Here is a 22,442-nt window from a genome sequence, read left to right on the forward strand (position 1 = left end):
TTATGCTCCCTTCACGGCGGTGCGTACGAGGACGACCGAGCCGCGGGCGCCGGGGACGGCACCCTTGATCAGCAGCAGCGACTTCTCGGCGTCAACACCGTGAACCGTGAGGTTCATGGTGGTTACGCGCTCGGCACCCATGCGGCCTGCCATGCGCATACCCTTGAAAACGCGGCCAGGGGTGGACGCGCCACCGATGGAACCGGGCTTGCGGTGGTTCTTGTGGGCACCGTGCGAAGCCGGGGCGCCGTGGAAGCCGTGACGCTTCATGACACCGGCAAAGCCCTTACCCTTTGAAGTGCCGACGACGTCGACCTTCTGGCCGGCTTCGAAGATCTCAACGGAGAGCTCCTGGCCGAGGGTGTAGGTGTCGGCGTCTGCAGTGCGCAGCTCGACGACGTGGCGGCGGGGGGTGACACCAGCCTTCTCGAAGTGACCAGCCAGCGGCTTGGTGACCTTGCGAGGATCGATCTGGCCGTAGCCGATCTGAACAGCGGTGTAGCCATCTACCTCTGCGTTGCGCAGCTGGGTGATGACGTTGGAGTCGGCCTGGACGACGGTTACGGGAACAAGCAGGTTGTTCTCGTCCCAGACCTGGGTCATGCCGAGCTTCGTGCCCAGGATGCCCTTAGTGTTTCGGGTCGCGGTCATAGTTTCTCAGCACCTCCCTACAGTTTGATTTCGATGTTCACGTCGGCCGGCAGGTCGAGACGCATGAGCGAGTCGACGGCCTTGGGCGTGGGATCAATGATGTCGATAAGACGCTTGTGCGTGCGCATTTCAAAGTGCTCGCGGCTGTCCTTGTACTTGTGAGGTGAACGAATTACGCAGTAAACGTTCTTCTCGGTGGGCAGCGGCACCGGGCCGACTACCGTTGCGCCTGCGCGCGTGACCGTCTCAACGATCTTCCGGGCTGAAACATCAATGACCTCGTGGTCATATGACTTCAGCCGGATGCGGATTTTTTGTCCCGCCATGGCGTCGTGACTCTCTTTCCTGTAACGAAGCAACCTGTAGTAGCGATGCTGTTGACGTAAACGCTGTTTACTTTTACCTGTTCAATGTGGCACTCACAGCCACGCTTCCAACGAACTGAATCCGGATGAATCCGGGTTCCTCAATCCATCGAAGCTCCGACCCCCGCGGTCGGGCGTGTCGCGGCAAGCCACGCACGTACCCGCACCATAAATGCGAAGGATTGGTCATGTTTGGGCTTTAGCTTGGACCCTGCGACGAGCATTATCTCGACCGGGACACGAAAAAGCACTTGAACAACTCAATAAGTATGCCGGATTACGGGCCCAAACACCAATCCGGGGTGCTGTGGCACTGGCCACGCACTGCCGCCATCCGGGGCCTTGACAGCCGTGAGAGGCTACGGACGTGAGGAAAGTCACCAATGCCGACCGCCTGCCCGCTCCCCCGGACGGCCAGGAATTCTCCGCCGTGCCAACGCGCAGGGTGGGTGGCCGCTGGATCTTCTTCTTCGCCCTGAGCTGGTTCGGTGTGTGGATTGCCCAGCTGACACCCGTGCAGCTGCTGCTGCCGCTGCAGGTGGAAGAGTTCCTGGGCACCACCGACTGGGTTCAGAACGTGCTGGGCTTCGGCCTGATCTCCGGCGTGTCAGGCGCCTTCGCGCTCGTTGCCTACCCGCTAACAGGGGCCATGTCAGACCGCACCACCTCCCGGTTTGGCCGCCGCCGCCCCTGGATTGCGGGCGGCACGGCAGGCTTCGCGGCCTCGCTGGCCATTCTGGGCCTGCAGACCTCGCTGCTGGGCATTGGCGTCTGCTGGGTGCTGGCGAGCACGTTCTTTTGCGTGCTCACGGCGGCACTGACGGCCGCGATCTCCGACCAGGTGCCGGTCAACCAGCGTGGCTATGTTTCCGGCTGGATTTCGGCACCCCAGGCCATTGGCATCATCGCCGGCCTTGTCCTGGTCACCACCTTGGGGTTGAGCACCTTTGGCGGCTACGCCCTCATGGCCGGCCTGCTCGTTGCCCTGGGCCTGCCGTTCCTGCTGCTGGTGCCCGACGCCGTGCTGCCGCCTGGCATCGTCGCCCCGCTGACGTGGCGGTCGCTGCTGGAGGGCATGTGGATCAGTCCCCGCCTCCACCCTGACTTCGGCTGGACCCTGCTCAGCCGCATCCTGGTAAACCTGGGCAACGCCTTCGGCACCAGCCTGCTGCTGTATTTCCTCATGTACGGGCTCAAGGTGCCCAACGCGGAGGACTCCCTGATCCAGCTGACCCTCGTCTACATGGTCTTCGTGATCGTGGCGTCGCTGTGGCTTGGCCGCCTGTCCGACAAACTGGGCCGCCGCCGTGCCTTTGTGTTCGGCGCCTCCGTGCTGCAGGCCGCCGCCGCACTGATCCTGGCGTTCATCCCCACCATGGGGGCTGCAACAGTTGGTGCCGCCCTGCTGGGTCTGGGCTACGGCTGCTTCCTCTCCGTGGACCAGGCCCTGGCCACCGAGGTGCTGCCCGACCAGCTTTCACGCGGCAAGGACCTGGGCATCATGAACATTGCCCTGACCGTGCCCCAGGCCTTCGCCCCCATGCTCGGGGCCTTGCTGGTCAGCGCCGTGGGCGGCTTCACCCTGCTGTTCCTGGTCTCCGGCCTGACTGCCATGGCCGGCGCCTGGGCCGTGTCCCGGGTCAGGGGTGTCCGCTAGCTCTTCCTGCGCACGACGCCGCTGCCTCCCCCGCGATTCACGGCGCCACTGTGCCGTCCCCTCCGGCCGGCTTCCTGCGGTTCAGCCGCCAGATGGCAAAGCCAATGAGTGCCAACGCCAGAAGCGCCAGCATGATGTACGTGAAGCTACGCAGGTACCAGAGCACGGCGGTGGCCACACCCACGGCACCCCAGATGGTGAAGACCCGCTCGTCCAGGCTCATGCCCACCGCAAGCAGGGCCACGAACACCAGCAGGGAAACCAGCTGCTGCACGGTGTCTCCGCTGAAGATGGTCATGAATGCACCCAGGCTGGCCAGCGCGGCGGCGGCCATCAGCAGCCGCTTGCCTGCCCGGGGTGCCTTGCCCACGTAACGGATCACTGACAGCGCCCCCACGGCCATGGCACACCACTGGACAGCCCAGAACGGGCCAAGGTCCACGTAGGTGGAGCACGCCCAGAACCAGACGGCCGCGCACACCACCACGGCGGCGTCCACAAACATCCGCCGCCGCGCCACCGGCGCCTCAAGGCAGGCCAGCACGGCCGCAACCGTGAACGCCGCCGCCCCGAAGATGGCTGCGTCCGCATCGAGCATGCTCCACAGGGCAAAGAAGGCACCGCCGGCCAACGCAACCGGGACAAGTGCACCGCGTTGGATGAATGGGCTTTCGGCCAGATCCAGCAGGAGCAGGCGGACAACATACAGGGTTCCCAGCACCACCAGGCAACCGGCCAGGGCCGAGAAGCCGGGCCGTCCGGTGAGGTCCAGCACCTGACTGCGGAAAAGCACCGCGGCCAGGAACACCAACAGGGCGCCCGGCAGGGTCAGCCACTTCAGTTCCATCAGCTGGGTCGCGGCCAGCAGGGCCAGCCCCGCCACGAGCCACATGCCGGCAAAAATGCCGGTTGCAGCTTCCCCGTCCACGAGGTGTGCGGTGATGAGCATGGCGGCCGTGCCAACCAGCCAGTACCACCGCATCTCGGAGGAAGCCGGGGCGTGGAAGCAGCGCCAGGCGATCAGCCCCAGGGAGACGGCGAGCAGGGCCAGTGCCGTTGCCCCGGGCCACAGGGTGGGCGCCACCACGGCGGCGGCTCCCACCACGGCGGCAATGGCCACATAGGAGGCCCCACGCTGCAGCCGAAGCACCTGGGCGAGGATTGCCGCCAGCCCCAAGACGGCAAGCTCAACCAGCACCACTGAACGCAGCGCCGTCCCCGGCGCCGCAAACCCTCCCGTCGCCGCGAGGTAGGCAAGCGGCAGTGCCAGCAGGCCCGCCAGCAGCAGCCACAGGCTGGCCGAGCGAAGCGTCGGTTCGCCAACGCGCGCAGCGGCCGTGCCTGTTCTTGTGGCCAGGAACTGCACGGGCAGTTGCGCCGCAAGTGCGGCACACAGCACCAGGGTCACCACGGCCGGGTCGCCGGAAAGCCGGTCTGCCAGGACGCCGATGAGCGCCGTCACGGCAGCCCTTGCGAGAAGGAAGTGGACACTTCGCAGCACCAGTGTGCCCGCCCGCGCTGCAACAACCCCTGAAGCCGCGGCCATGAATCCCAAGACCAGTGCCAACTGGGCCCTGTCCTGAACCGAACACAAGGCCATGAACAGCAGGGCCGCCGGCGCCGCGAACTGAGCGGCTGGCAGGGGGCGACGGGCCAGGCCCGTGGCCACCATCAGTGCAGCCATGCCTGCGGAGGCTGCTGCCACGGCCACCAAGGCCGTCCACAGCCCCGTGCCGGCATCCGGCAGGCCGATCGCTGCGGCAACAACCACCAAGCCAAGCGTCACGGCAATGTCCGCATCCAGCCCGGCGGGACGCCGGCCTGAAAGCACGGTTGCCGTGAGCACCGCCAATTGGGGCAGGAAAGCCACCAGCAGCACCGACCCGAGGCCCACATGCGCAGCTGCAAGCTGCGTTGCAGGATCAAATTCGGCCCACCACTGGAACAGCGCCACAGCCAAAGCAAGGGAGGCCGCACGGGCAGCCCACCAATACAGCTGGCGGTGCAGGCTGTCCGGCCTGTTTCGCACAAGGGCGCCACCCACCAGGAGGTAAACAGTGGTGAGCGCCCAGGCAATGCATGCCCCCGCAGCGTGAAAAACAGGAGCTGTGGCCAGTGCCGCGACGACACCAAAGATTGGGGCCGCCAGCTCGGCAGGGGCCCAAGTCCGGCTGCGCCGCAGGGCCGCGACGGAGTGCGCCACGCTCGACAGGCCCATGGCGGCAGCCGCGGCGAGGAATGCCGCCCGCTGTGTCCCAAGGGATCCGGAGGCCCACGTCCCCGCCAGGGGCCCGCCAAACGTGGCAGCGGACAACGCCGCCACCAGGGAAGTGCCCACAACCATCCAGGAAGCGGCCGAGTATCCCGTGAATGGATTGGCGGCACCGCGCCCGGCAAGCAGGGTGTCGGCAAGCAGCTGCACCGCCGCCAGGACGGCAATTGCCGCAATCACCCACTCCGTCTTGCCCGGCTGGGCAGGAACAAAGGCTGCCAGGCACGAGGCTGCCAGCGCTGTCACCAGCAGGCGGGCACCCACCAGCCAGGCCTGCTTCGCCGCGCCGGCAGACGCCCAGGCAAAACGGGCCACGGCATAGGCCAGGGTAATGGCCAGCAAGGCTGACCACTCCCCGGCATCAAGTGCCGGGGAAAACACCAGCACCGCAAAGACTGCCGGAAGCGGAAGCCATTCGCCCCGGGGCAGGACTGCCGGCACCACCGCCATGGCCGCCACCAGGCCCACGGCCAGTCCCCACGCCGCAAAACCATCCGCACGGTCCTGCGCGGCCTGCAACTGCAGGCCAATGCTCCACAGCAGCCCACCGGCCGCCACGGCAGGCACACAGGAGACCACATCCCAGCGGATCCAGCTGCCACTGCGCAGGTATGCCGCCAATCGTGCACGGGAGTGGGCCATGGCAATGACCTGGGCTGCCAACACCACGGTAAACGTTCCGGCGGCCCAGGCCAGCGAAGGCTGGACCATCCAACCGGCAAACGGTGCCGCCAGCGACAGCGATGCGCGCAGGCCCAGGAAGTTCCAACGGCGCAACGCCGGCCCTGCGGCAGGCAGCATGATGGCGAAGTGCACCACGCCCGCCAGCAGCACCAGGAGGTGGTCGCCGGCGTTGAGCATGGTGCCCACCAAGAGGGACCCGGCCAAACCTGTGGGCGCGAACCACGGCCCCAGGTCCTGCAACGGCTTGGCGTACAGCGACGCGGCCTTCCCCGTGTCGCCGCCCCGGCGTGCCAGGAGAATGCCCATGAGCGACAAAACTGCGGAGAAAACAATGAGCGCGGCGAAGTACCAGGCCAATGCAGCTCCCACAATGGCCACCGAAGACCACGCGGCGGAGAGCAGGAATGCCACGGAGAGATAAACCACGAGCCTGCTGTTCAAGCGCACGGCCGCAAAGGCATAGGCGGCCGTGCCGACCAGTGAGGTTGCCAGCCAGACGCCCGGGGCGTCCGGGAAACCCAGGGTGTAGCTGGCGATGCCGGCGAAGGGGACGATCGCCAAGCCGGTCCCGGTGAATGCCACGGCCGCAGGCCGGAGCCGCGGGACCCTGCCATGCAGGATCAGTCCGGCTGCGTAGAACAAGCCCGTGCCGAACCAGACGCCCACCAGCCTGGCAGCGACCGGAAGGCTGCTGCCAACAAACAGGGCCGCCGCCGCCACCATGAGAAGGCTTGCGACATACAGGCTGATGTTGATGTTCTGCGTTTCCCGCTTTGCCTTCCGTGCGGCCAAGGCCGCCGGGTCCTGCCGGGCAGGCATCTGCCGCGCCATGGCGCCGGGCATCTGTCCCGGCGGCACGGCGAACGGGCCACCAGGCAGCGGCAGCGGCTGGGGCACCGGCTGGGGCTGCGGCAGCGGATGGGGCTGCGGCAGCAGGTGGGGTTGCGCGATGGGTGCCGCCGGCGCGGACACTGGATGTGGCGGCATGGCGGGGTGGCCGCCTTGGACGGGGGTCTGCGGCATGACATTGGGCGGCACCGGCAGCGAAGGTGCCGCGGCCACCTGGGCCTGCATTGAGGATGGGAGCTGGGCCGGGAGCCCGGGCTGGGCGCCGGCAGCCTGTGGGTCGGCAGACTGTGCGGCCAGGGCATCACGCCAGCCAGCCAGGTGGCCTGCCAGGTAGCCAGTCCGGTAGGCCTCTGCCGCGGCTGCCTGGGACTGCTGAAGGGGCACTGGAATGCCGGGATCCGGGTTCTGGTTCATGCTGCTCCCCTGCTGGTGGTTGAGTCCAAGCTTAGGGCAGCAACGACGGCGATGGGGCTTAAATCCATCAAATGGGGATAACTGCCCATTTCGCCCCCGGCCTTCCCCTTGCCCGGGCTGCGGGCTACGACTTGCGGCTGCGCCGGGCGGCCCGGACCAGGCCCACAACTGCGCCAATGGCCGCGCCAAGGCCCATCACCATGAGGGCCGATCCCAGGTAGTTCGGAAAACCCCAGCGTGCACCGGCCAGGGCCGGCAATTCGCGCTCGAGCTCGACGGCGGGCCGCTCGCCCAGGCGGTAGGAGACGGGCTGGCCCACAATCTGCTCCTTCGTGGGAAAATTCGCCACCCAGCCGCCAGTGGAATTGACGGGCGGGTGGTAGGCGGGAAAGTGGTTGGTTACAAGTGTGTGCTCGTCCCCCTCACTGCCGGCAAACGTCAACTCCACGGCCATGGCATGCCATTCGCCGTCATCGGCACGCACCACGTTGGCCCGGGCATCGATGACAGTGCCCTGCAATCCGGACGCCTGGAGTTCCCTGGCGGTTGTGGCATCGCTGCTTCCGGCCTGGAGCATCCCCTGGCCGAACAACAGGAGCACAGCGGCGAAGGCCAGGACAATGATCGAAGCTGTGCGCTGGGTGCCTGCCGGGATCCGTTGCTTGTTAGCACTCATGAATCCAGACTATCCGCCGGCCACAATGGCACGATGGGCAATTGTGCCCATCGTGCCGCAGTGCCCCATCTTCTAGACTTCAGCCAGGACAGGTGGCGCAGGCGCCATGATCGGCTTTGCCTCAGCGAATGGACAATCGTGGACGAAAACATGCTCGGCGCTGACCCGGAGCAGCTTAGGGCCTTGGCCAAGCTCTTCAGCAAGTACTCATCAGTCTTGGACACCACCGCAGGGGACCTGAACCCCACCATCATGCGTGCACGCTGGAACGGTCCGGACGCCCAACAGTTCCGCCAGCAGTGGGCGGCGCGGATGCGCCCCCAACTCAAGAGCGCCAGTGAGTTGTTTGAGGACACCTCCAGAAGGCTCAACGCCCAGGCCAGGGAGCAGGAACAAGCCTCATCCGAGTCCAGCCTGGGAGGAGGGCCTGGCGGGTCCGGCGGAAGCGGCTCCACAGGCACCTCAAAGAGCGAGCTCCAGGAACAGCTCGAAGGCATGGGCACCTGGACAGGGCAGGAAGTCACTGACTGGTGGAACGGACTCAGCGAAGAACAGCGTCAGGAACTGCTCAACGGCAAGGACGGGGACGGCATCCCCAACGCCTACTACCTTGCGGCCCTGGAGGACAAGCTGCCCGAGGACGCGCGCGTCGCAGCCCGGGACATCCTCGTGGACAATGCCAAGGCATCCATCCCCATGTACGCCCAGAAGGACACGATCGGGGTGGACGGCCAGCTCGCCTGGGTGCACGGCGGGGCGCATCTTTCCAGCCAGATCATCCAGAACGCCGACGGTTCCGTCAGCCTGAAGCTCAGCGGTGACGTCGGCGGCGGAGTCAACACCCCGAGCACCAAGGGCGGCGCCAATGCCACGCTGACCGGGGAACTCTCCAAGACCTACAAGTTCAACAGCCTTCAGGAGGCGCTGGCCGCCCGCGAGCAAATGCTCAACTCCCTGCCCCCGGACAGCTTCAGCCGCGCCTCGGACGCCGTCAAGAATCCGGGCGAGTACATTGAAGGGACACTTGACAAGGCCGCCAGGGACAACGGGACCACAAAGGAATACATGAGTGCCAAAGGAACGCTGTCCTTCGGCGTCGAGGGCAAAGTCAGCAGCGACGCCTCCGCCTCTGCAAAACTGGATCTCGCCTATGAACAGAACCTGGACGACGGCACCTCCTCCGCCAGCGCAACGGCCAAGGTCACAGCAAAACTTGACCTTGGCGACGGCATGAAGTTTGGCGGCAACGGCGAAGCCGGGGTGAAGCTCTCCATGGACAAGGACGGCGACATCCAAAAAATGACCATCAATCTCAAGGGCACAGTTGAAGGTTCCGTCAAAGTCCAGGCCGGAGCCTCGGACCCGATGGCAGACATGTTCGGCCCCAAGCCTCCCTCGGAAGGGCCCAGCGCCCAGTCGAAGGCCGGCGTCCAGGGAACCGTCCAGTTGGAGCTGTACACAACAGATGCCAACCGGCACCTTGTTGAGAGCTACATGGGCAACCTGGCCAGCGGCAACGTGGTGGGGGCAGCAGGCGATCTGCAGGAGATCTACCACGCCTCGGCCGTCACGACGCAGCTAGATTCAACAGTGTCCGCCGAGACCAACGTGGTTGATTTCGACTCCGGCGTCGCGAGCCTGAAGGTTGGCGCCACGAGCGAGGCAACTGTCAACGCCGGGACCGCCCACAAGTCCCCCTACGATGATGATTTCCACGGCATTCGCGGTGAAGCACGGTATGAACCCCAGAAATAGCCCCGCACAGCACATTTTTCGCACCAACACGAGAGGTCCCAGATCTTGAGCATTCAATTTCCCACCGGGCTTGGCCTGGACATCACCCTGCCCGACGGTGCCGAGCCCCTTGCCGAACCCACCGCAGGGCCCCTCAGCGCCCAGTTCAGCCTGCCCCGGGGTGAGGTGGTTTCCGTGGTTCGCGATGACCAGGCCGCGGACACTCTGTCCGGCATCATTTCCTGGACCCAGTCCATGGCCGGCCACTACATCACCGAATTCGGTGGCGTGGAAGAGCTGCAGGGCACCGTTGCCGGGGAAGGCAGGCAAAGCTATGCCTGCTCGGTCGCCTTCAGCGACGCCGCTTCCGTCCCCCGCCGGGCCACGCTCGTGGGATGCCTGCTGGACGAGGGCCTTTTTGCCGGCATCACCCTGCTGACCGTCAACGACGGCGGCCCCCTGGACACGAACCTCGTGGAGGGCATCGTGCGCGGAATCGCGCCAACCCAGCCCTAGCCGCCCGCCCGGGAACACAAAAAAGAAGGGCCCCAGCCGAAGCTGGGGCCCTTCCTTTTAGAAAATCAAGAAAGTCTAAAGACTACTTGAGGATCTTGGTGACACGACCTGACCCAACGGTGCGGCCGCCTTCGCGGATAGCGAAGCCGAGGCCCTCTTCCATGGCGATGGGCTGGATCAGCACAACCGACATTTCGGTGTTGTCGCCAGGCATAACCATTTCCGTGCCCTCGGGCAGGGTGATGACGCCGGTAACATCCGTGGTGCGGAAGTAGAACTGCGGGCGGTAGTTGGAGTAGAACGGGTTGTGACGCCCACCCTCATCCTTGGCCAGGATGTAGACGTTGGCTTCGAAATCGGTGTGCGGGGTGATGGAACCCGGCTTCACGATAACCTGGCCACGCTCTACGTCTTCGCGCTTGATACCGCGGAGCAGCAGACCACAGTTCTCGCCGGCCCAAGCCTCGTCGAGCTGCTTGTGGAACATTTCGATACCGGTAACCGTGGTCTTCTGGACCGGGCGGATACCAACGATTTCAACTTCAGAGTTGATCTGAAGCGTGCCACGCTCGGCGCGGCCCGTAACAACGGTGCCACGACCGGTGATGGTGAAGACATCTTCAACCGGCATCAGGAACGGCTTGTCCTTGTCGCGGATCGGGTCCGGAACGTTGTTGTCCACAGCGTCCATCAGGTCCTCAACGGACTTGACCCATACGGGGTCGCCTTCCAGAGCCTTCAGGCCGGAAACGCGGACAACAGGTGCCTCGTCGCCGTCGAAGCCCTGTGAGGACAGCAGTTCGCGAACTTCCATTTCGACCAGGTCGAGGAGTTCTTCGTCATCAACCATGTCCGACTTGTTCAGTGCAACCAGCAGGTAGGGAACACCAACCTGGCGGGCCAGCAGAACGTGCTCGCGGGTCTGGGCCATCGGGCCGTCAGTCGCAGCAACCACCAGGATAGCGCCGTCCATCTGGGCAGCACCGGTGATCATGTTCTTGATGTAGTCAGCGTGACCGGGGGCGTCTACGTGTGCGTAGTGGCGCTTCTCGGTCTGGTACTCAACGTGCGAGATGTTGATCGTGATACCACGCTGGCGCTCTTCCGGTGCCGAGTCGATGGAACCGAAATCACGCTGCTCGTTAAGATCCGGGTACTTGTCGTACAGTACCTTGGAAATGGCAGCCGTCAACGTGGTCTTACCATGGTCAACGTGACCGATGGTGCCGATGTTAACGTGCGGCTTGGTCCGCTCGAACTTTGCCTTTGCCACGGGTTCCTCCTAGAACGTTTTCAGATAACTTGCTTCCAGCTGCGCTTTTCGCCTCTGGAGTCGTAGCAAGTCTACTGGGGGCTTTTTATGTTTAAGAAATTGCTGGTTGCCTGGCGCCTGTCCAAGCATAAAACTCGGGGCAGGCGCCAAGCAAAGGTGCGACTATTCGCCGCGTGCCTTCTGGATGATTTCGTCGGCTACAGCCTTCGGAACCTCAGAGTAGCTGTCGAACTTCATCGAGTACACAGCGCGGCCCTGGGTCTTGGACCGCAGGTCGCCGATGTAACCGAACATGCCGGACAAGGGAACAAGAGCCTTGATGACCTTGACACCGCTTGCGTCCTCCATGGACTGCATCTGGCCACGACGTGAGTTGATGTCACCGATAACTTCACCCATGTATTCCTCAGGGGTGCGGACTTCAACTTCCATCAACGGTTCAAGCAGAACCGGGTTGGCCATGCGTGCGGCTTCCTTGAACGCCATGCGACCGGCGATCTTGAAGGCCATTTCCGAGGAGTCAACATCGTGGGACGCGCCGTCAAGCAGCGTGGCCTTGATGCCAACCATCGGGTAGCCGGCCAGCACGCCGTCAGGCAGTGCGGACTGGATGCCCTGGTCAACGCTGGGGATGTATTCACGGGGAACACGGCCACCGGTGACCTTGTTGTCGAACTCGTACATCTCGCCGTCAGCAGTGTCCAGGGGCTCGATGGCGATCTGGATCTTAGCGAACTGACCTGAACCACCGGTCTGCTTCTTGTGAGTGTAGTCGTGCTTGGCAACAGCGCGCTTGATGGTTTCGCGGTATGCAACCTGCGGCTTGCCAACGTTGGCTTCAACGTTGAATTCGCGACGCATGCGGTCCACCAGGATGTCCAGGTGGAGCTCGCCCATGCCGCCAATTTCGGTCTGGCCGGTGTCTTCGTTGAGGTTGACGGTGAACGTCGGGTCCTCAGCGGAGAGCTTCTGGATAGCCGTGGACAGCTTCTCCTGGTCGCCCTTGGTCTTCGGCTCGATGGCAACGAAGATCACGGGTGCGGGGAAGGTCATCGACTCAAGAACGATCGGGTTGGCCGGATCGCACAGGGTGTCACCGGTGGTGGTGTCCTTGAGGCCGATCACAGCGTAGATGTGACCTGCGTGGATCTCGTCAACCGGCATTTCCTTGTTGGCGTGCATCTGGAAGAGCTTGCCAATGCGCTCCTTCTTGCCCTTGGTCGAGTTCATCAGCTGGGTGCCGGAAGTTACCTTGCCGGAGTACACGCGGATGAAGTTCAACTGGCCGAAGAAGGGGTGAGTTGCAATCTTGAACGCCAGCGCGGAGAACGGTGCATCTTCGCTGGGCTCGCGGGTGAGCTCGATTTCCTCGTCGCGGGGGTCGTGACCGATCATTGCGCCAACGTCAATCGGGTTCGGCAGGTAGTCGATGACAGCATCGAGCATGGGCTGCACGCCGCGGTTCTTGAATGCGGAACCACAGAAGACCGGGTAGATCTCGGAGTTGACGGTCATCTTGCGGATGCCGGCCTTGAGTTCCTCGATGGAGGGCTCTACGCCCTCGAGGTACTTCTCCATGAGCTCTTCGGAGGACTCTGCAACGGCCTCAACGAGGGCTGCGCGGTACTCTTCGGCCTTTTCCTGCAGATCCGCGGGGATCTCCTGGACTTCGTAGGCGGCACCCATGGTGACGTCACCCTTGGAGTCACCGGCCCAAACGAAGGCCTTCATGGTCATCAGGTCAACAACGCCAGTGAAGTCGCTCTCGACGCCGATCGGCAGCTGCATGACCAACGGCTTGGCACCCAAGCGGTTGATGATGGTGTCTACCGTGAAGTAGAAGTCAGCACCGAGCTTGTCCATCTTGTTGACAAAGCAGATACGCGGAACGTTGTACTTGTCAGCCTGGCGCCAAACGGTCTCAGACTGGGGCTCAACGCCTTCCTTGCCGTCGAAAACAGCAACGGCGCCATCGAGAACTCGCAAGGAGCGCTCAACTTCCACCGTGAAGTCAACGTGGCCGGGAGTGTCAATGATGTTGATCTGGTTGTTGTTCCAGAAGCAGGTCACGGCGGCAGACGTGATGGTGATGCCGCGTTCCTTTTCCTGTTCCATCCAGTCAGTCGTCGAAGCACCGTCGTGGGTTTCGCCGATCTTGTGGTTCACACCCGTGTAGAACAGGATGCGCTCAGTCGTAGTGGTCTTGCCGGCATCGATGTGGGCCATGATGCCGATGTTGCGGACCTTGTTAAGGTCTGTAAGCACGTCCTGTGCCACGGTTTCTCCCTTGTCTAGAGATGAGCTGAAAGGATGCCGGCGGGGTTGCCGCCGGCATCCTTGCGGCTCTAGTTACCAGCGGTAATGTGCGAAGGCCTTGTTGGACTCTGCCATCTTGTGGGTATCTTCGCGACGCTTGACAGCGGCACCAAGGCCGTTGGAGGCATCCAGAACTTCGTTGCGCAGACGCTCGGTCATGGTCTTCTCGCGGCGAGCCTTCGAGTAACCAACCAACCAGCGAAGGGCAAGTGCGGTCTGACGACCCGGCTTGACCTCAACCGGAACCTGGTAGGTGGCGCCACCAACACGGCGGGACTTGACCTCGAGGCTCGGCTTGATGTTCTCCATGGCCTTCTTCAAGGCAACAACGGGATCAGCACCGGTCTTCTCGCGCACACCCTCGAGTGCACCGTAAACGATGCGCTCTGCGGTGGACTTCTTGCCGTCAACGAGAACCTTGTTGATCAGCTGAGTGACCAGGGGGGAGCCGTATACGGGATCTACAACTAGCGGCCGCTTGGGGGCCGGACCCTTGCGAGGCATATTACTTCTTCTCCATCTTTGCACCGTAGCGGCTGCGAGCCTGCTTGCGGTTCTTAACGCCCTGGGTATCCAATGCGCCACGGACGATCTTGTAACGAACACCGGGAAGGTCCTTAACACGGCCTCCACGGACGAGCACGATGGAGTGCTCCTGGAGGTTGTGGCCTACACCGGGGATGTAAGCGGTAACTTCCACGCCACCGTTAAGGCGCACACGTGCAACCTTACGCAGAGCCGAGTTCGGCTTCTTCGGGGTGGTGGTGTAAACGCGCGTGCAAACGCCGCGACGCATGGGGCTGCCCTTCAATGCGGGAGCCTTGGTCTTCGTGACCTTGGGTGTCCGGCCCTTTCGGACCAGCTGGTTAATCGTAGGCACTTTCGTGTTCTCCGTTGTTTTCTCGAGTGTTACTCGTGTCGCTTTCCCTAGGGCGGGCAACCTCCACGCCCAGGGCGGGAGGCCGTTCTGCCATCAAGGAAGAGCCATTTACTGGTAGTCGCAGACTGGGCGACTTCACAGCGCCTAGGCATGCAAAAATGTGGCATTCGCTGTACAAGAACCGTACAACCCGGACCCGCATCCACCTTCTTCGCCTAGACGAAGGAGGCTGACACTCTTATCCACTGCCACACTAACAATTACTAACTACATTACCACGGGTTAAGCCCGGCCAAGAAATCGACCCCGCTCCCCCTGCATCCAGGCGTTTGCCGCCTTGTTAAAGCACGACGGCGGCTGGTGGGTTTCGCAATGAAACCCACCAACCGCCCGTTCGCTCTAGCTAGGTGTTAGCCGCTGAAGTTGGTGCCCAGGTCGTAGTCATCCAGGGGGATGGCACGGAACTCGGCGCCGAGGTCTCCCACGCCGCCCACGTAGTCGAAGTCGCTGAATGCGCTCGGACCGGTGAACAGGTTGGCCTTGGCTTCTTCCGTGGGCTCCACCGTGACGTTGGTGTAGCGCGGAAGGCCGGTGCCGGCGGGGATCAGCTTACCGATGATCACGTTCTCCTTCAGACCCAGCAGCGGGTCAGACTTGCCTTCCATGGCCGCCTGCGTCAGGACGCGGGTGGTTTCCTGGAAGGAAGCAGCGGAGAGCCATGATTCGGTGGCCAAGGATGCCTTGGTGATACCCATCAGCTCGTTGCGGCCTGAAGCCGGCTTCTTGCCTTCGGACACGACGCGACGGTTTTCTGTCTCGAAGCGGCCGCGCTCGGCGAGCTCACCGGGCAGCAGGTTTGAATCGCCGGACTCGATGACCGTGACGCGGCGCAGCATCTGGCGGACGATAACCTCGACGTGCTTGTCGTGGATACCTACACCCTGGCTGCGGTAAACGCCCTGGACTTCCTCAACGAGGTGCTTCTGGGCGGCACGCGGGCCGAGGATGCGCAGAACCTGCTTGGGGTCAACAGCACCCACAATGAGCTTCTGACCAACCTCTACGTGCTCACCGTCGGCAACCGTCAGGCGTGCGCGGCGGAGAACCGGGTAGGCGATCTCTTCCGTGCCGTCGTCCGGGGTCAGGATCAAACGCATGGTCTTCTCGGACTCATCAATGTTGATGCGGCCGGCAGCTTCTGCGATCGGGGCAACACCCTTGGGGGTACGTGCCTCGAAGAGCTCCTGGATACGGGGCAGACCCTGGGTGATGTCCTCGCCACGGCTGGCGGAAACAGCACCACCGGTGTGGAAGGTACGCATGGTCAGCTGGGTACCGGGCTCACCAATGGACTGTGCGGCGATAATGCCCACGGCCTCACCGATGTCCACGGTCTTGCCGGTGGCCAGCGAGCGGCCGTAGCAAAGCGCACAGGTTCCAACGGTCGACTCACAGGTCAGCACGGAGCGGACCTTGATCTCTTCAATGCCGGCTGCGAACAGCTTGGCAATGAGGACATCTCCAACGTCGTCGCCGGCCTCGGCCAGGACGGTGCCGGAAGAATCGACAACCTCGGAAGCCAAGGTACGGGCGTAAACGCTGTTCTCGACTTCCTCGTGCAGCACGATTGCGCCGTTGGCGTCGACCACTGCGATGGGCAGGGTCAGGCCGCGCTCGGTGCCACAGTCGTCTTCGCGAACGATGACATCCTGTGAAACGTCAACCAGACGACGCGTCAGGTAACCGGAGTTTGCCGTACGCAGAGCGGTATCAGCCAGACCCTTACGGGCACCGTGGGTGGCGATGAAGTATTCCAGAACCGACAGGCCCTCACGGTAGGAGGACTTGATCGGGCGAGGAATAATTTCACCCTTCGGGTTGGCCACCAGGCCACGAATACCGGCAATCTGGCGAACCTGCATCCAGTTACCACGGGCACCGGAGGACACCATGCGGTTGATCGTGTTGGACGCGGCGAAGGACGCACGCATCGAGTCGGCGATCTCGTTGGTTGCCTGGTTCCAGATGTCGATGAGCTCCTGGCGGCGCTCCTCGTCAGCAATCAGACCCTTGTCGTACTGGGCCTGGACCTTGGCGGCCTTGATCTCGTAGCTCTCAAGGAGAGCCGGCTTTGAGGCCGGAACCTCAATGTCGGAGATGGCCACAGTGACGCCCGAGCGGGTTGCCCAGTAGAAACCGGCATCCTTCAAGTTGTCCAGCGTTGCTGCCACAACAACCTTGGGGTACCGCTCGGCGAGGTCGTTGACGATCTCGGAGAGCTGGCCCTTGTCGGCAACGGCTTCAACCCACGGGTAGTCCGCGGGCAGGGTGTCGTTGAAGATGACCTGGCCCAGGGAGGTGTCGATGATGGCGGACTCGCCAGCCTCGAAGCCTTCCGGCCCCTGTCGCTCCGGACCCGGCACGAAGCCTTCCAGGCGGATCTTGACCTGCGAGTTCAGGTGCAGCTCACCGGCGTCGAAAGCCATGACGGCTTCGGCTGCCGTGGAGAAGCTGCGGCCTTCGCCGGCAGAACCTTCACGCTTGGTGGTCAGGTGGTACAGGCCGATGATCATATCCTGCGAAGGCAGGGTGACCGGGCGGCCATCCGACGGCTTCAGGATGTTGTTGCTGGAGAGCATCAGGATGCGGGCTTCAGCCTGGGCTTCGGGGCTCAGCGGCAGGTGAACTGCCATCTGGTCACCGTCGAAGTCAGCGTTGAAGGCGCCACAAACCAGCGGGTGAAGCTGGATTGCCTTGCCTTCAACAAGCTGGGGCTCGAACGCCTGGATACCCAAACGGTGCAGGGTTGGTGCACGGTTCAGCAGCACCGGGTGCTCGGTGATGATCTCTTCGAGAACATCCCACACCTGGGGGCGGAAACGCTCAACCATGCGCTTGGCGCTCTTGATGTTCTGTGCGTGGTTGAGGTCAACCAGGCGCTTCATCACGAACGGCTTGAAGAGCTCCAGGGCCATCTGCTTGGGCAGACCACACTGGTGCAGCTTCAGCTGCGGACCAACAACAATGACCGAACGGCCAGAGTAGTCAACGCGCTTACCGAGGAGGTTCTGACGGAAACGACCCTGCTTGCCCTTGAGCATGTCGCTCAGGGACTTCAACGGACGGTTGCCCGGACCGGTGACGGGGCGGCCACGACGACCGTTGTCGAACAGGGAGTCAACGGCTTCCTGCAGCATGCGCTTCTCGTTGTTGACGATGATCTCCGGAGCACCCAGGTCAAGCAGGCGCTTGAGACGGTTGTTGCGGTTGATCACGCGACGGTACAGGTCGTTCAGGTCCGAGGTGGCGAAACGGCCACCGTCGAGCTGAACCATGGGGCGCAGTTCCGGCGGGATCACCGGGACGGCATCCAGAACCATGCCAAGCGGGCTGTTGTTGGTGGTCAGGAATGCGTTGACAACCTTCAGGCGCTTGAGTGCACGGGTCTTGCGCTGGCCCTTGCCGTTGGCAATGATGTCGCGCAGGATCTCGGCTTCGCCGGGCATGTCAAAGTTCTCAAGACGGCTCTTGATGGCTTCGGCACCCATGGAACCTTCGAAGAACATGCCGTAGCGCTCGCGCAGTTCGCGGTAAAGAGCTTCGTCACCTTCCAGGTCGGCAACCTTCAGGCCCTTGAAACGGTCCCAAACCTGCTCGAGGCGGTCGATGTCCGCATCGGCACGCTTGCGCACGTTGGCCATCTGGCGGTCCGCGGAGTCGCGGGCCTTCTTCTTGTCGGCTGCCTTGGCGCCTTCACCTTCCAGGCGGGCAAGCTCGCCCTCGAGGTCGCGGGCGATCGTGGCGATGTCGCTGTCACGGGTGTCCACCATGCGCTTCTTCTCAAGATCGTGCTCGATCTGGAGGTTCGGCAGCTCTTCGTGACGTGCTTCATCGTCAACGCTGGTGATCATGTAGGCAGCGAAGTAGATGACCTTCTCAAGGTCCTTCGGTGCCAGGTCCAGCAGGTAGCCCAAGCGCGAGGGAACGCCCTTGAAGTACCAGATGTGGGTTACGGGTGCTGCAAGCTCAATGTGGCCCATGCGCTCACGGCGCACCTTGGCGCGGGTGACTTCAACGCCACAACGCTCACAAATGATGCCCTTGAAGCGCACGCGCTTGTACTTGCCGCAGTAGCATTCCCAGTCGCGGGAAGGGCCGAAGATCTTCTCGCAGAAGAGGCCGTCCTTCTCGGGCTTGAGCGTGCGGTAGTTGATGGTTTCCGGCTTCTTGACTTCGCCGTGGCTCCAGTCGCGGATGTCTTGCGCGGTGGCCAGGCCAATCTGCATGAGGCCGAAGGAGGATTCGCTGGACATATGGGTCCTGTTCTCTCTAATTCTCTAAGTCTGAATGTCTAAGCGGGTACGGGAAGAAGTGAAGGTCCGGCGGCGGTGGGCTGGCCACCGCCGCCGACTCACTAAACTTCTTCGACAGAGTTAGGCTCGGCCCGTGACAGGTCGATGCCCAGCTCCTCCGCGGCCCGGAAGACTTCATCATCCGAGTCACGCATTTCAATCGTGGTGCCGTCGGTGGAAAGGACTTCCACGTTCAGGCACAGCGACTGCATTTCCTTGATGAGAACCTTGAAGGACTCGGGGATGCCCGGCTCCGGGATGTTCTCGCCCTTGACGATGGCTTCGTAGACCTTCACGCGGCCATGGATGTCATCGGACTTGATGGTCAACAGTTCCTGCAGCGTGTACGCCGCACCGTAAGCCTCAAGTGCCCAAACTTCCATTTCACCGAAGCGCTGGCCACCGAACTGGGCCTTACCACCCAGGGGCTGCTGCGTGATCATGGAGTACGGGCCCGTGGAACGGGCGTGGATCTTGTCGTCCACCAGGTGGTGGAGCTTCAAGATGTACATGTAGCCAACGGAGACCGGGTCCGGGAACGGCTCGCCGGAGCGGCCGTCGAACAGGCGGGTCTTGCCCGAGGAATCGATCAGGCGATCGCCGTCGCGAGTCACATTGGTGGAGTCGAGCAGGCCTGTGATTTCAGAGTCACGGGCACCGTCGAAGACCGGGGTGGCAACCTTCGTCTGACCGATTTCACGCGGCAGGTTCGGCAGGTTCTTGATCCAGTCAGGCTCGCCTTCAACCTTCCAGCCGGTCTTGGCAACCCAACCGAGGTGGATTTCCAGGACCTGGCCCACGTTCATTCGACCCGGAACACCCAGGGGGTTCAGGACGATGTCAACGGGGGTGCCGTCAGCCAGGAAGGGCATGTCTTCGATCGGGAGGATCTTGGAAATAACACCCTTGTTGCCGTGGCGGCCTGCAAGCTTGTCACCATCGGTGATCTTGCGCTTGTTGGCAACGTAGACGCGAACCAGCTGGTTCACTCCGGGAGGCAGGTCATCTTCGGAGTCGCGGTCGAAGACGCGCACACCGATGACGGTTCCGGACTCGCCGTGGGGAACCTTCAGGGAGGTGTCGCGAACTTCGCGGCTCTTCTCACCGAAGATGGCGCGCAGCAGGCGCTCTTCCGGGGTCAGCTCGGTCTCGCCCTTGGGCGTGACCTTTCCTACCAGGATGTCGCCGGCTTCAACTTCAGCACCGATGTGGATGATGCCGCGCTCGTCCAGGCCAGCAAGGATTTCCTCGGAAACGTTCGGGATGTCCCGGGTGATTTCCTCGGCACCAAGCTTGGTGTCGCGGGCGTCAATTTCATGCTCTTCGATGTGAATCGAGGAGAGCACGTCTTCGGCAACAATGCGCTGCGAGAGGATGATGGCATCCTCGTAGTTGTGGCCTTCCCAGGACATGAACGCCACAAGGAGGTTCTTGCCCAGGGCGAGCTCGCCCATGTCCGTTGCCGGGCCGTCGGCGATGATGCCGCCAACTTCCAGGCGCTGGCCTTCGGAGGCCAGGACGCGCTGGTTGTAAGCCGTGCCCTGGTTGGAACGCTGGTACTTGGCGATCGGGTAGCTGATCTCCGTGCCGTCGTCGTTGAGCATGACAACAACGTCGGCGGAAACCTCGGAGACCACACCGGCCTTCTTGGCAATGACAACGTCACCGGCGTCAACAGCGGTGGCGCGCTCCATGCCGGTACCCACGAACGGGGCCTCGGACTGGACCAGCGGCACAGCCTGACGCTGCATGTTCGCACCCATGAGGGCGCGGTTGGCGTCATCGTGCTCGAGGAACGGAATCAGGGCGGTTGCCACGGACACCATCTGGCGCGGGGAAACGTCCATGTACTCGACCTCGTCGGCCGGGATCAGGACGGGCTCGCCGCCACCACCGCGCTGGCGAACCAGGACGGACTCTTCAACGAAGTGGTTGTTGTCGTCCAGCGGCGCGTTGGCCTGGGCGATGACAACGTCCATCTCGTCATCAGCGGTCAGGTAGTCAACCTCATCGGAGACCACACCACCCTTGACGCGGCGGTACGGGGTCTCGATGAAGCCGAACGGGTTGATGCGACCGTAGGAAGCCAAGGAACCGATCAGACCAATGTTCGGGCCTTCAGGGGTTTCAATGGGGCACATGCGGCCGTAGTGGGACGGGTGAACGTCTCGAACTTCCATGCCTGCACGGTCACGGGACAAACCGCCCGGGCCCAGCGCGGACAGGCGACGCTTGTGCGTCAGGCCGGCCAGCGGGTTGTTCTGGTCCATGAACTGCGACAGCTGGGACGTTCCGAAGAACTCCTTGATGGCAGCCACAACGGGGCGGATGTTGATCAGGGTCTGCGGCGTGATCGCTTCGACGTCCTGCGTAGTCATGCGCTCGCGAACAACGCGCTCCATGCGGGAAAGACCCGTGCGGACCTGGTTCTCGATGAGCTCGCCCACGGCGCGGATGCGACGGTTGCCGAAGTGGTCGATGTCGTCGACGTCGACGCGCAGGTCAACCTCGGCGCCGTCGCGCTTGCCCTTGGTGGTCTTGTTGCCGGCGTGCAAGGCAACCAGGTACTTGATCATGGCGACGATGTCGTCCACGCTCAGCACGGAGGCGTTCTCATCGCTCAACGGCAGGTCGATGCCCAGCTTGCGGTTGATCTTGTAACGGCCAACCTTGGCCAGATCGTAGCGCTTCGGGTTGAAGTACAGGTTGTGCAGCAGCGCATCGGCAGCGTCGACCGTGGGCGGCTCGCCCGGGCGCAGCTTGCGGTAGATGTCCAAGAGGGCATCTTCGCGGCCGGTGGTGGCATCCTTTTCAAGGGTTGCGCGGATGGAGTCGAACTCGCCGAACTCCTCCAGGATCTGGCCTTCGGTCCAGCCCAGTGCCTTCAACAGCACGGTGACCGACTGCTTGCGCTTGCGGTCAAGACGCACGCCGACCTGGTCGCGCTTGTCAATCTCCAGCTCGAACCATGCACCACGTGAGGGGATGATCTTGGCGGTGAAGATTTCCTTGTCGCTGGTCTTGTCCGCGGCGCGCTCAAAGTAGGCGCCCGGGGAACGGACCAGCTGGGAGACAACAACACGCTCGGTGCCGTTGATGACGAAGGTGCCCTTGTTGGTCATGAGCGGGAAATCGCCCATGAACACAGTCTGCTGCTTGATTTCACCGGTCATGTTGTTCATGAACTCGGCCTTGACGTACAGCGGCGCGGCGTACGTGGCGTCGCGGTCCTTGCACTCGTCAACAGTGAACTTGGGGTCAGAGAATTCCGGTTCCGTGAAGGACAGGGACATGGTGCCCTGGAAGTCCTCAATCGGGGAGATCTCTTCGAAGATGTCGGACAGACCCGAGGTGACGGCCACACTGTCATCGCCGGCGTCCACGGCCGTCTGCATGCGGTCCTGCCAGCGCCCATTGCCTACGAGCCAGTCAAAGCTCTCGGTCTGGAGTGCAAGCAGATTCGGCACGTCAAGCGGCTCGTGAATCTTTGCGAATGAGAGGCGACTCTTTGCACCGTCGGTGCTGTTTGAATCGATAGCGGTTGCAGCGTTATTTACATTAGAGGTGCTCGAGGCGACCAAGAGGGATCCTTCCACAGACCTGCAGGCTTGTTCATGCGACCCCCACCCGATCCGCCCCAGGTCATCAAACCTGGGCGAACGCTGGACAGGCTGCCAAGAAAAGCGCCTTCCCGGGAGACTGGCCCCCGGTGTTGCTTGCTTTCCACGGCCCCTGACCTAGACAAAGCCCACCGCTATATGAAGGCTGAAGGTTAAGAGGGATACGCAAAGAACTACATTACA

13 protein-coding genes are annotated in these 22,442 nt (G+C 62.9%); 3 read left to right on the top strand and 10 right to left on the bottom strand.

Going from position 1 to position 22,442, the window contains the following annotated elements; genetic code table 11:
- Entirely contained in the window at nt 1-651 is a 651-nt protein-coding gene (gene rplC, locus PCK14_RS06135) for a 50S ribosomal protein L3 (protein WP_269937571.1), read from the bottom strand.
- A 17-nt stretch (nt 652-668) separates the two neighbouring features.
- Nucleotides 669-977 (bottom strand): 30S ribosomal protein S10, encoded by a 309-nt coding sequence (gene rpsJ / locus PCK14_RS06140; protein WP_003803825.1) that lies wholly within the window; start codon nt 975-977, stop codon nt 669-671.
- Nucleotides 978-1,383: 406 nt separating this feature from the next.
- On the opposite strand from rpsJ, the gene PCK14_RS06145 reads away from it, so the two are divergent.
- Nucleotides 1,384-2,673, top strand: a complete 1,290-nt coding sequence (locus PCK14_RS06145) for an MFS transporter (RefSeq protein ID WP_269937572.1) — start codon at nt 1,384-1,386, stop codon at nt 2,671-2,673.
- A 37-nt stretch (nt 2,674-2,710) separates the two neighbouring features.
- On the opposite strand, the gene PCK14_RS06150 is transcribed toward PCK14_RS06145, so the two are convergent.
- Together PCK14_RS06150 and PCK14_RS06155 are read right to left on the bottom strand one after the other, a co-directional pair.
- Nucleotides 2,711-6,892, bottom strand: a complete 4,182-nt coding sequence (locus tag PCK14_RS06150) for a hypothetical protein (RefSeq protein ID WP_269937573.1) — start codon at nt 6,890-6,892, stop codon at nt 2,711-2,713.
- 124 nt (nt 6,893-7,016) lie between these two features.
- Nucleotides 7,017-7,568, bottom strand: a complete 552-nt coding sequence (locus tag PCK14_RS06155) for a hypothetical protein (RefSeq protein ID WP_269937574.1) — start codon at nt 7,566-7,568, stop codon at nt 7,017-7,019.
- Nucleotides 7,569-7,706: 138 nt separating this feature from the next.
- Between PCK14_RS06155 and PCK14_RS06160 the strand changes: the two genes are divergently transcribed.
- Both PCK14_RS06160 and PCK14_RS06165 read left to right on the top strand, forming a co-directional pair.
- Complete coding sequence (locus tag PCK14_RS06160) at nt 7,707-9,323, top strand: WXG100 family type VII secretion target (protein WP_269937575.1); 1,617 nt, start codon at nt 7,707-7,709, stop codon at nt 9,321-9,323.
- 45 nt (nt 9,324-9,368) lie between these two features.
- Complete coding sequence (locus PCK14_RS06165; protein WP_269937576.1) at nt 9,369-9,818, top strand: hypothetical protein; 450 nt, start codon at nt 9,369-9,371, stop codon at nt 9,816-9,818.
- An 82-nt stretch (nt 9,819-9,900) separates the two neighbouring features.
- Here the strand turns inward: PCK14_RS06165 and tuf are convergent, their stop codons facing one another.
- From tuf to rpoB, 6 genes are all read right to left on the bottom strand, one after another.
- Nucleotides 9,901-11,091, bottom strand: a complete 1,191-nt coding sequence (gene tuf / locus PCK14_RS06170; protein WP_110483667.1) for an elongation factor Tu — start codon at nt 11,089-11,091, stop codon at nt 9,901-9,903.
- Between the two features lie 162 nt (nt 11,092-11,253).
- Complete coding sequence (fusA, locus tag PCK14_RS06175) at nt 11,254-13,368, bottom strand: elongation factor G (protein WP_269937577.1); 2,115 nt, start codon at nt 13,366-13,368, stop codon at nt 11,254-11,256.
- A gap of 72 nt (nt 13,369-13,440) precedes the next feature.
- Nucleotides 13,441-13,911: a 30S ribosomal protein S7 gene (gene rpsG, locus PCK14_RS06180; RefSeq protein ID WP_038464713.1), complete on the bottom strand. Its 471-nt coding sequence runs from the start codon at nt 13,909-13,911 to the stop codon at nt 13,441-13,443.
- A gap of 1 nt (nt 13,912) precedes the next feature.
- Complete coding sequence (gene rpsL / locus PCK14_RS06185) at nt 13,913-14,287, bottom strand: 30S ribosomal protein S12 (RefSeq protein WP_038464715.1); 375 nt, start codon at nt 14,285-14,287, stop codon at nt 13,913-13,915.
- 410 nt (nt 14,288-14,697) lie between these two features.
- A complete protein-coding gene (locus PCK14_RS06190) occupies nt 14,698-18,600 on the bottom strand; it encodes a DNA-directed RNA polymerase subunit beta' (protein ID WP_269937578.1) in 3,903 nt (1,300 codons plus the stop codon).
- A gap of 101 nt (nt 18,601-18,701) precedes the next feature.
- Nucleotides 18,702-22,220: a DNA-directed RNA polymerase subunit beta gene (gene rpoB, locus PCK14_RS06195; protein ID WP_269937579.1), complete on the bottom strand. Its 3,519-nt coding sequence runs from the start codon at nt 22,218-22,220 to the stop codon at nt 18,702-18,704.
- Nucleotides 22,221-22,442: the final 222 nt, after the last annotated feature.

This window comes from Arthrobacter sp. HY1533 (assembly GCF_027568515.1).
Taxonomy (GTDB): domain Bacteria; phylum Actinomycetota; class Actinomycetes; order Actinomycetales; family Micrococcaceae; genus Specibacter.

Excerpts from the sequence above, each read along its gene's own strand:
- PCK14_RS06190 (WP_269937578.1), bottom strand. The coding sequence starts at position 18,600 with ATGTCCAGCGAATCCTCCTTCGGCCTCATGCAGATTGGCCTGGCCACC.
- rplC (WP_269937571.1), bottom strand. The coding sequence starts at position 651 with ATGACCGCGACCCGAAACACTAAGGGCATCCTGGGCACGAAGCTCGGC.
- PCK14_RS06150 (WP_269937573.1), bottom strand. The coding sequence starts at position 6,892 with ATGAACCAGAACCCGGATCCCGGCATTCCAGTGCCCCTTCAGCAGTCC.
- rpsG (WP_038464713.1), bottom strand. The coding sequence starts at position 13,911 with ATGCCTCGCAAGGGTCCGGCCCCCAAGCGGCCGCTAGTTGTAGATCCC.
- rpsJ (WP_003803825.1), bottom strand. The coding sequence starts at position 977 with ATGGCGGGACAAAAAATCCGCATCCGGCTGAAGTCATATGACCACGAG.
- PCK14_RS06155 (WP_269937574.1), bottom strand. The coding sequence starts at position 7,568 with ATGAGTGCTAACAAGCAACGGATCCCGGCAGGCACCCAGCGCACAGCT.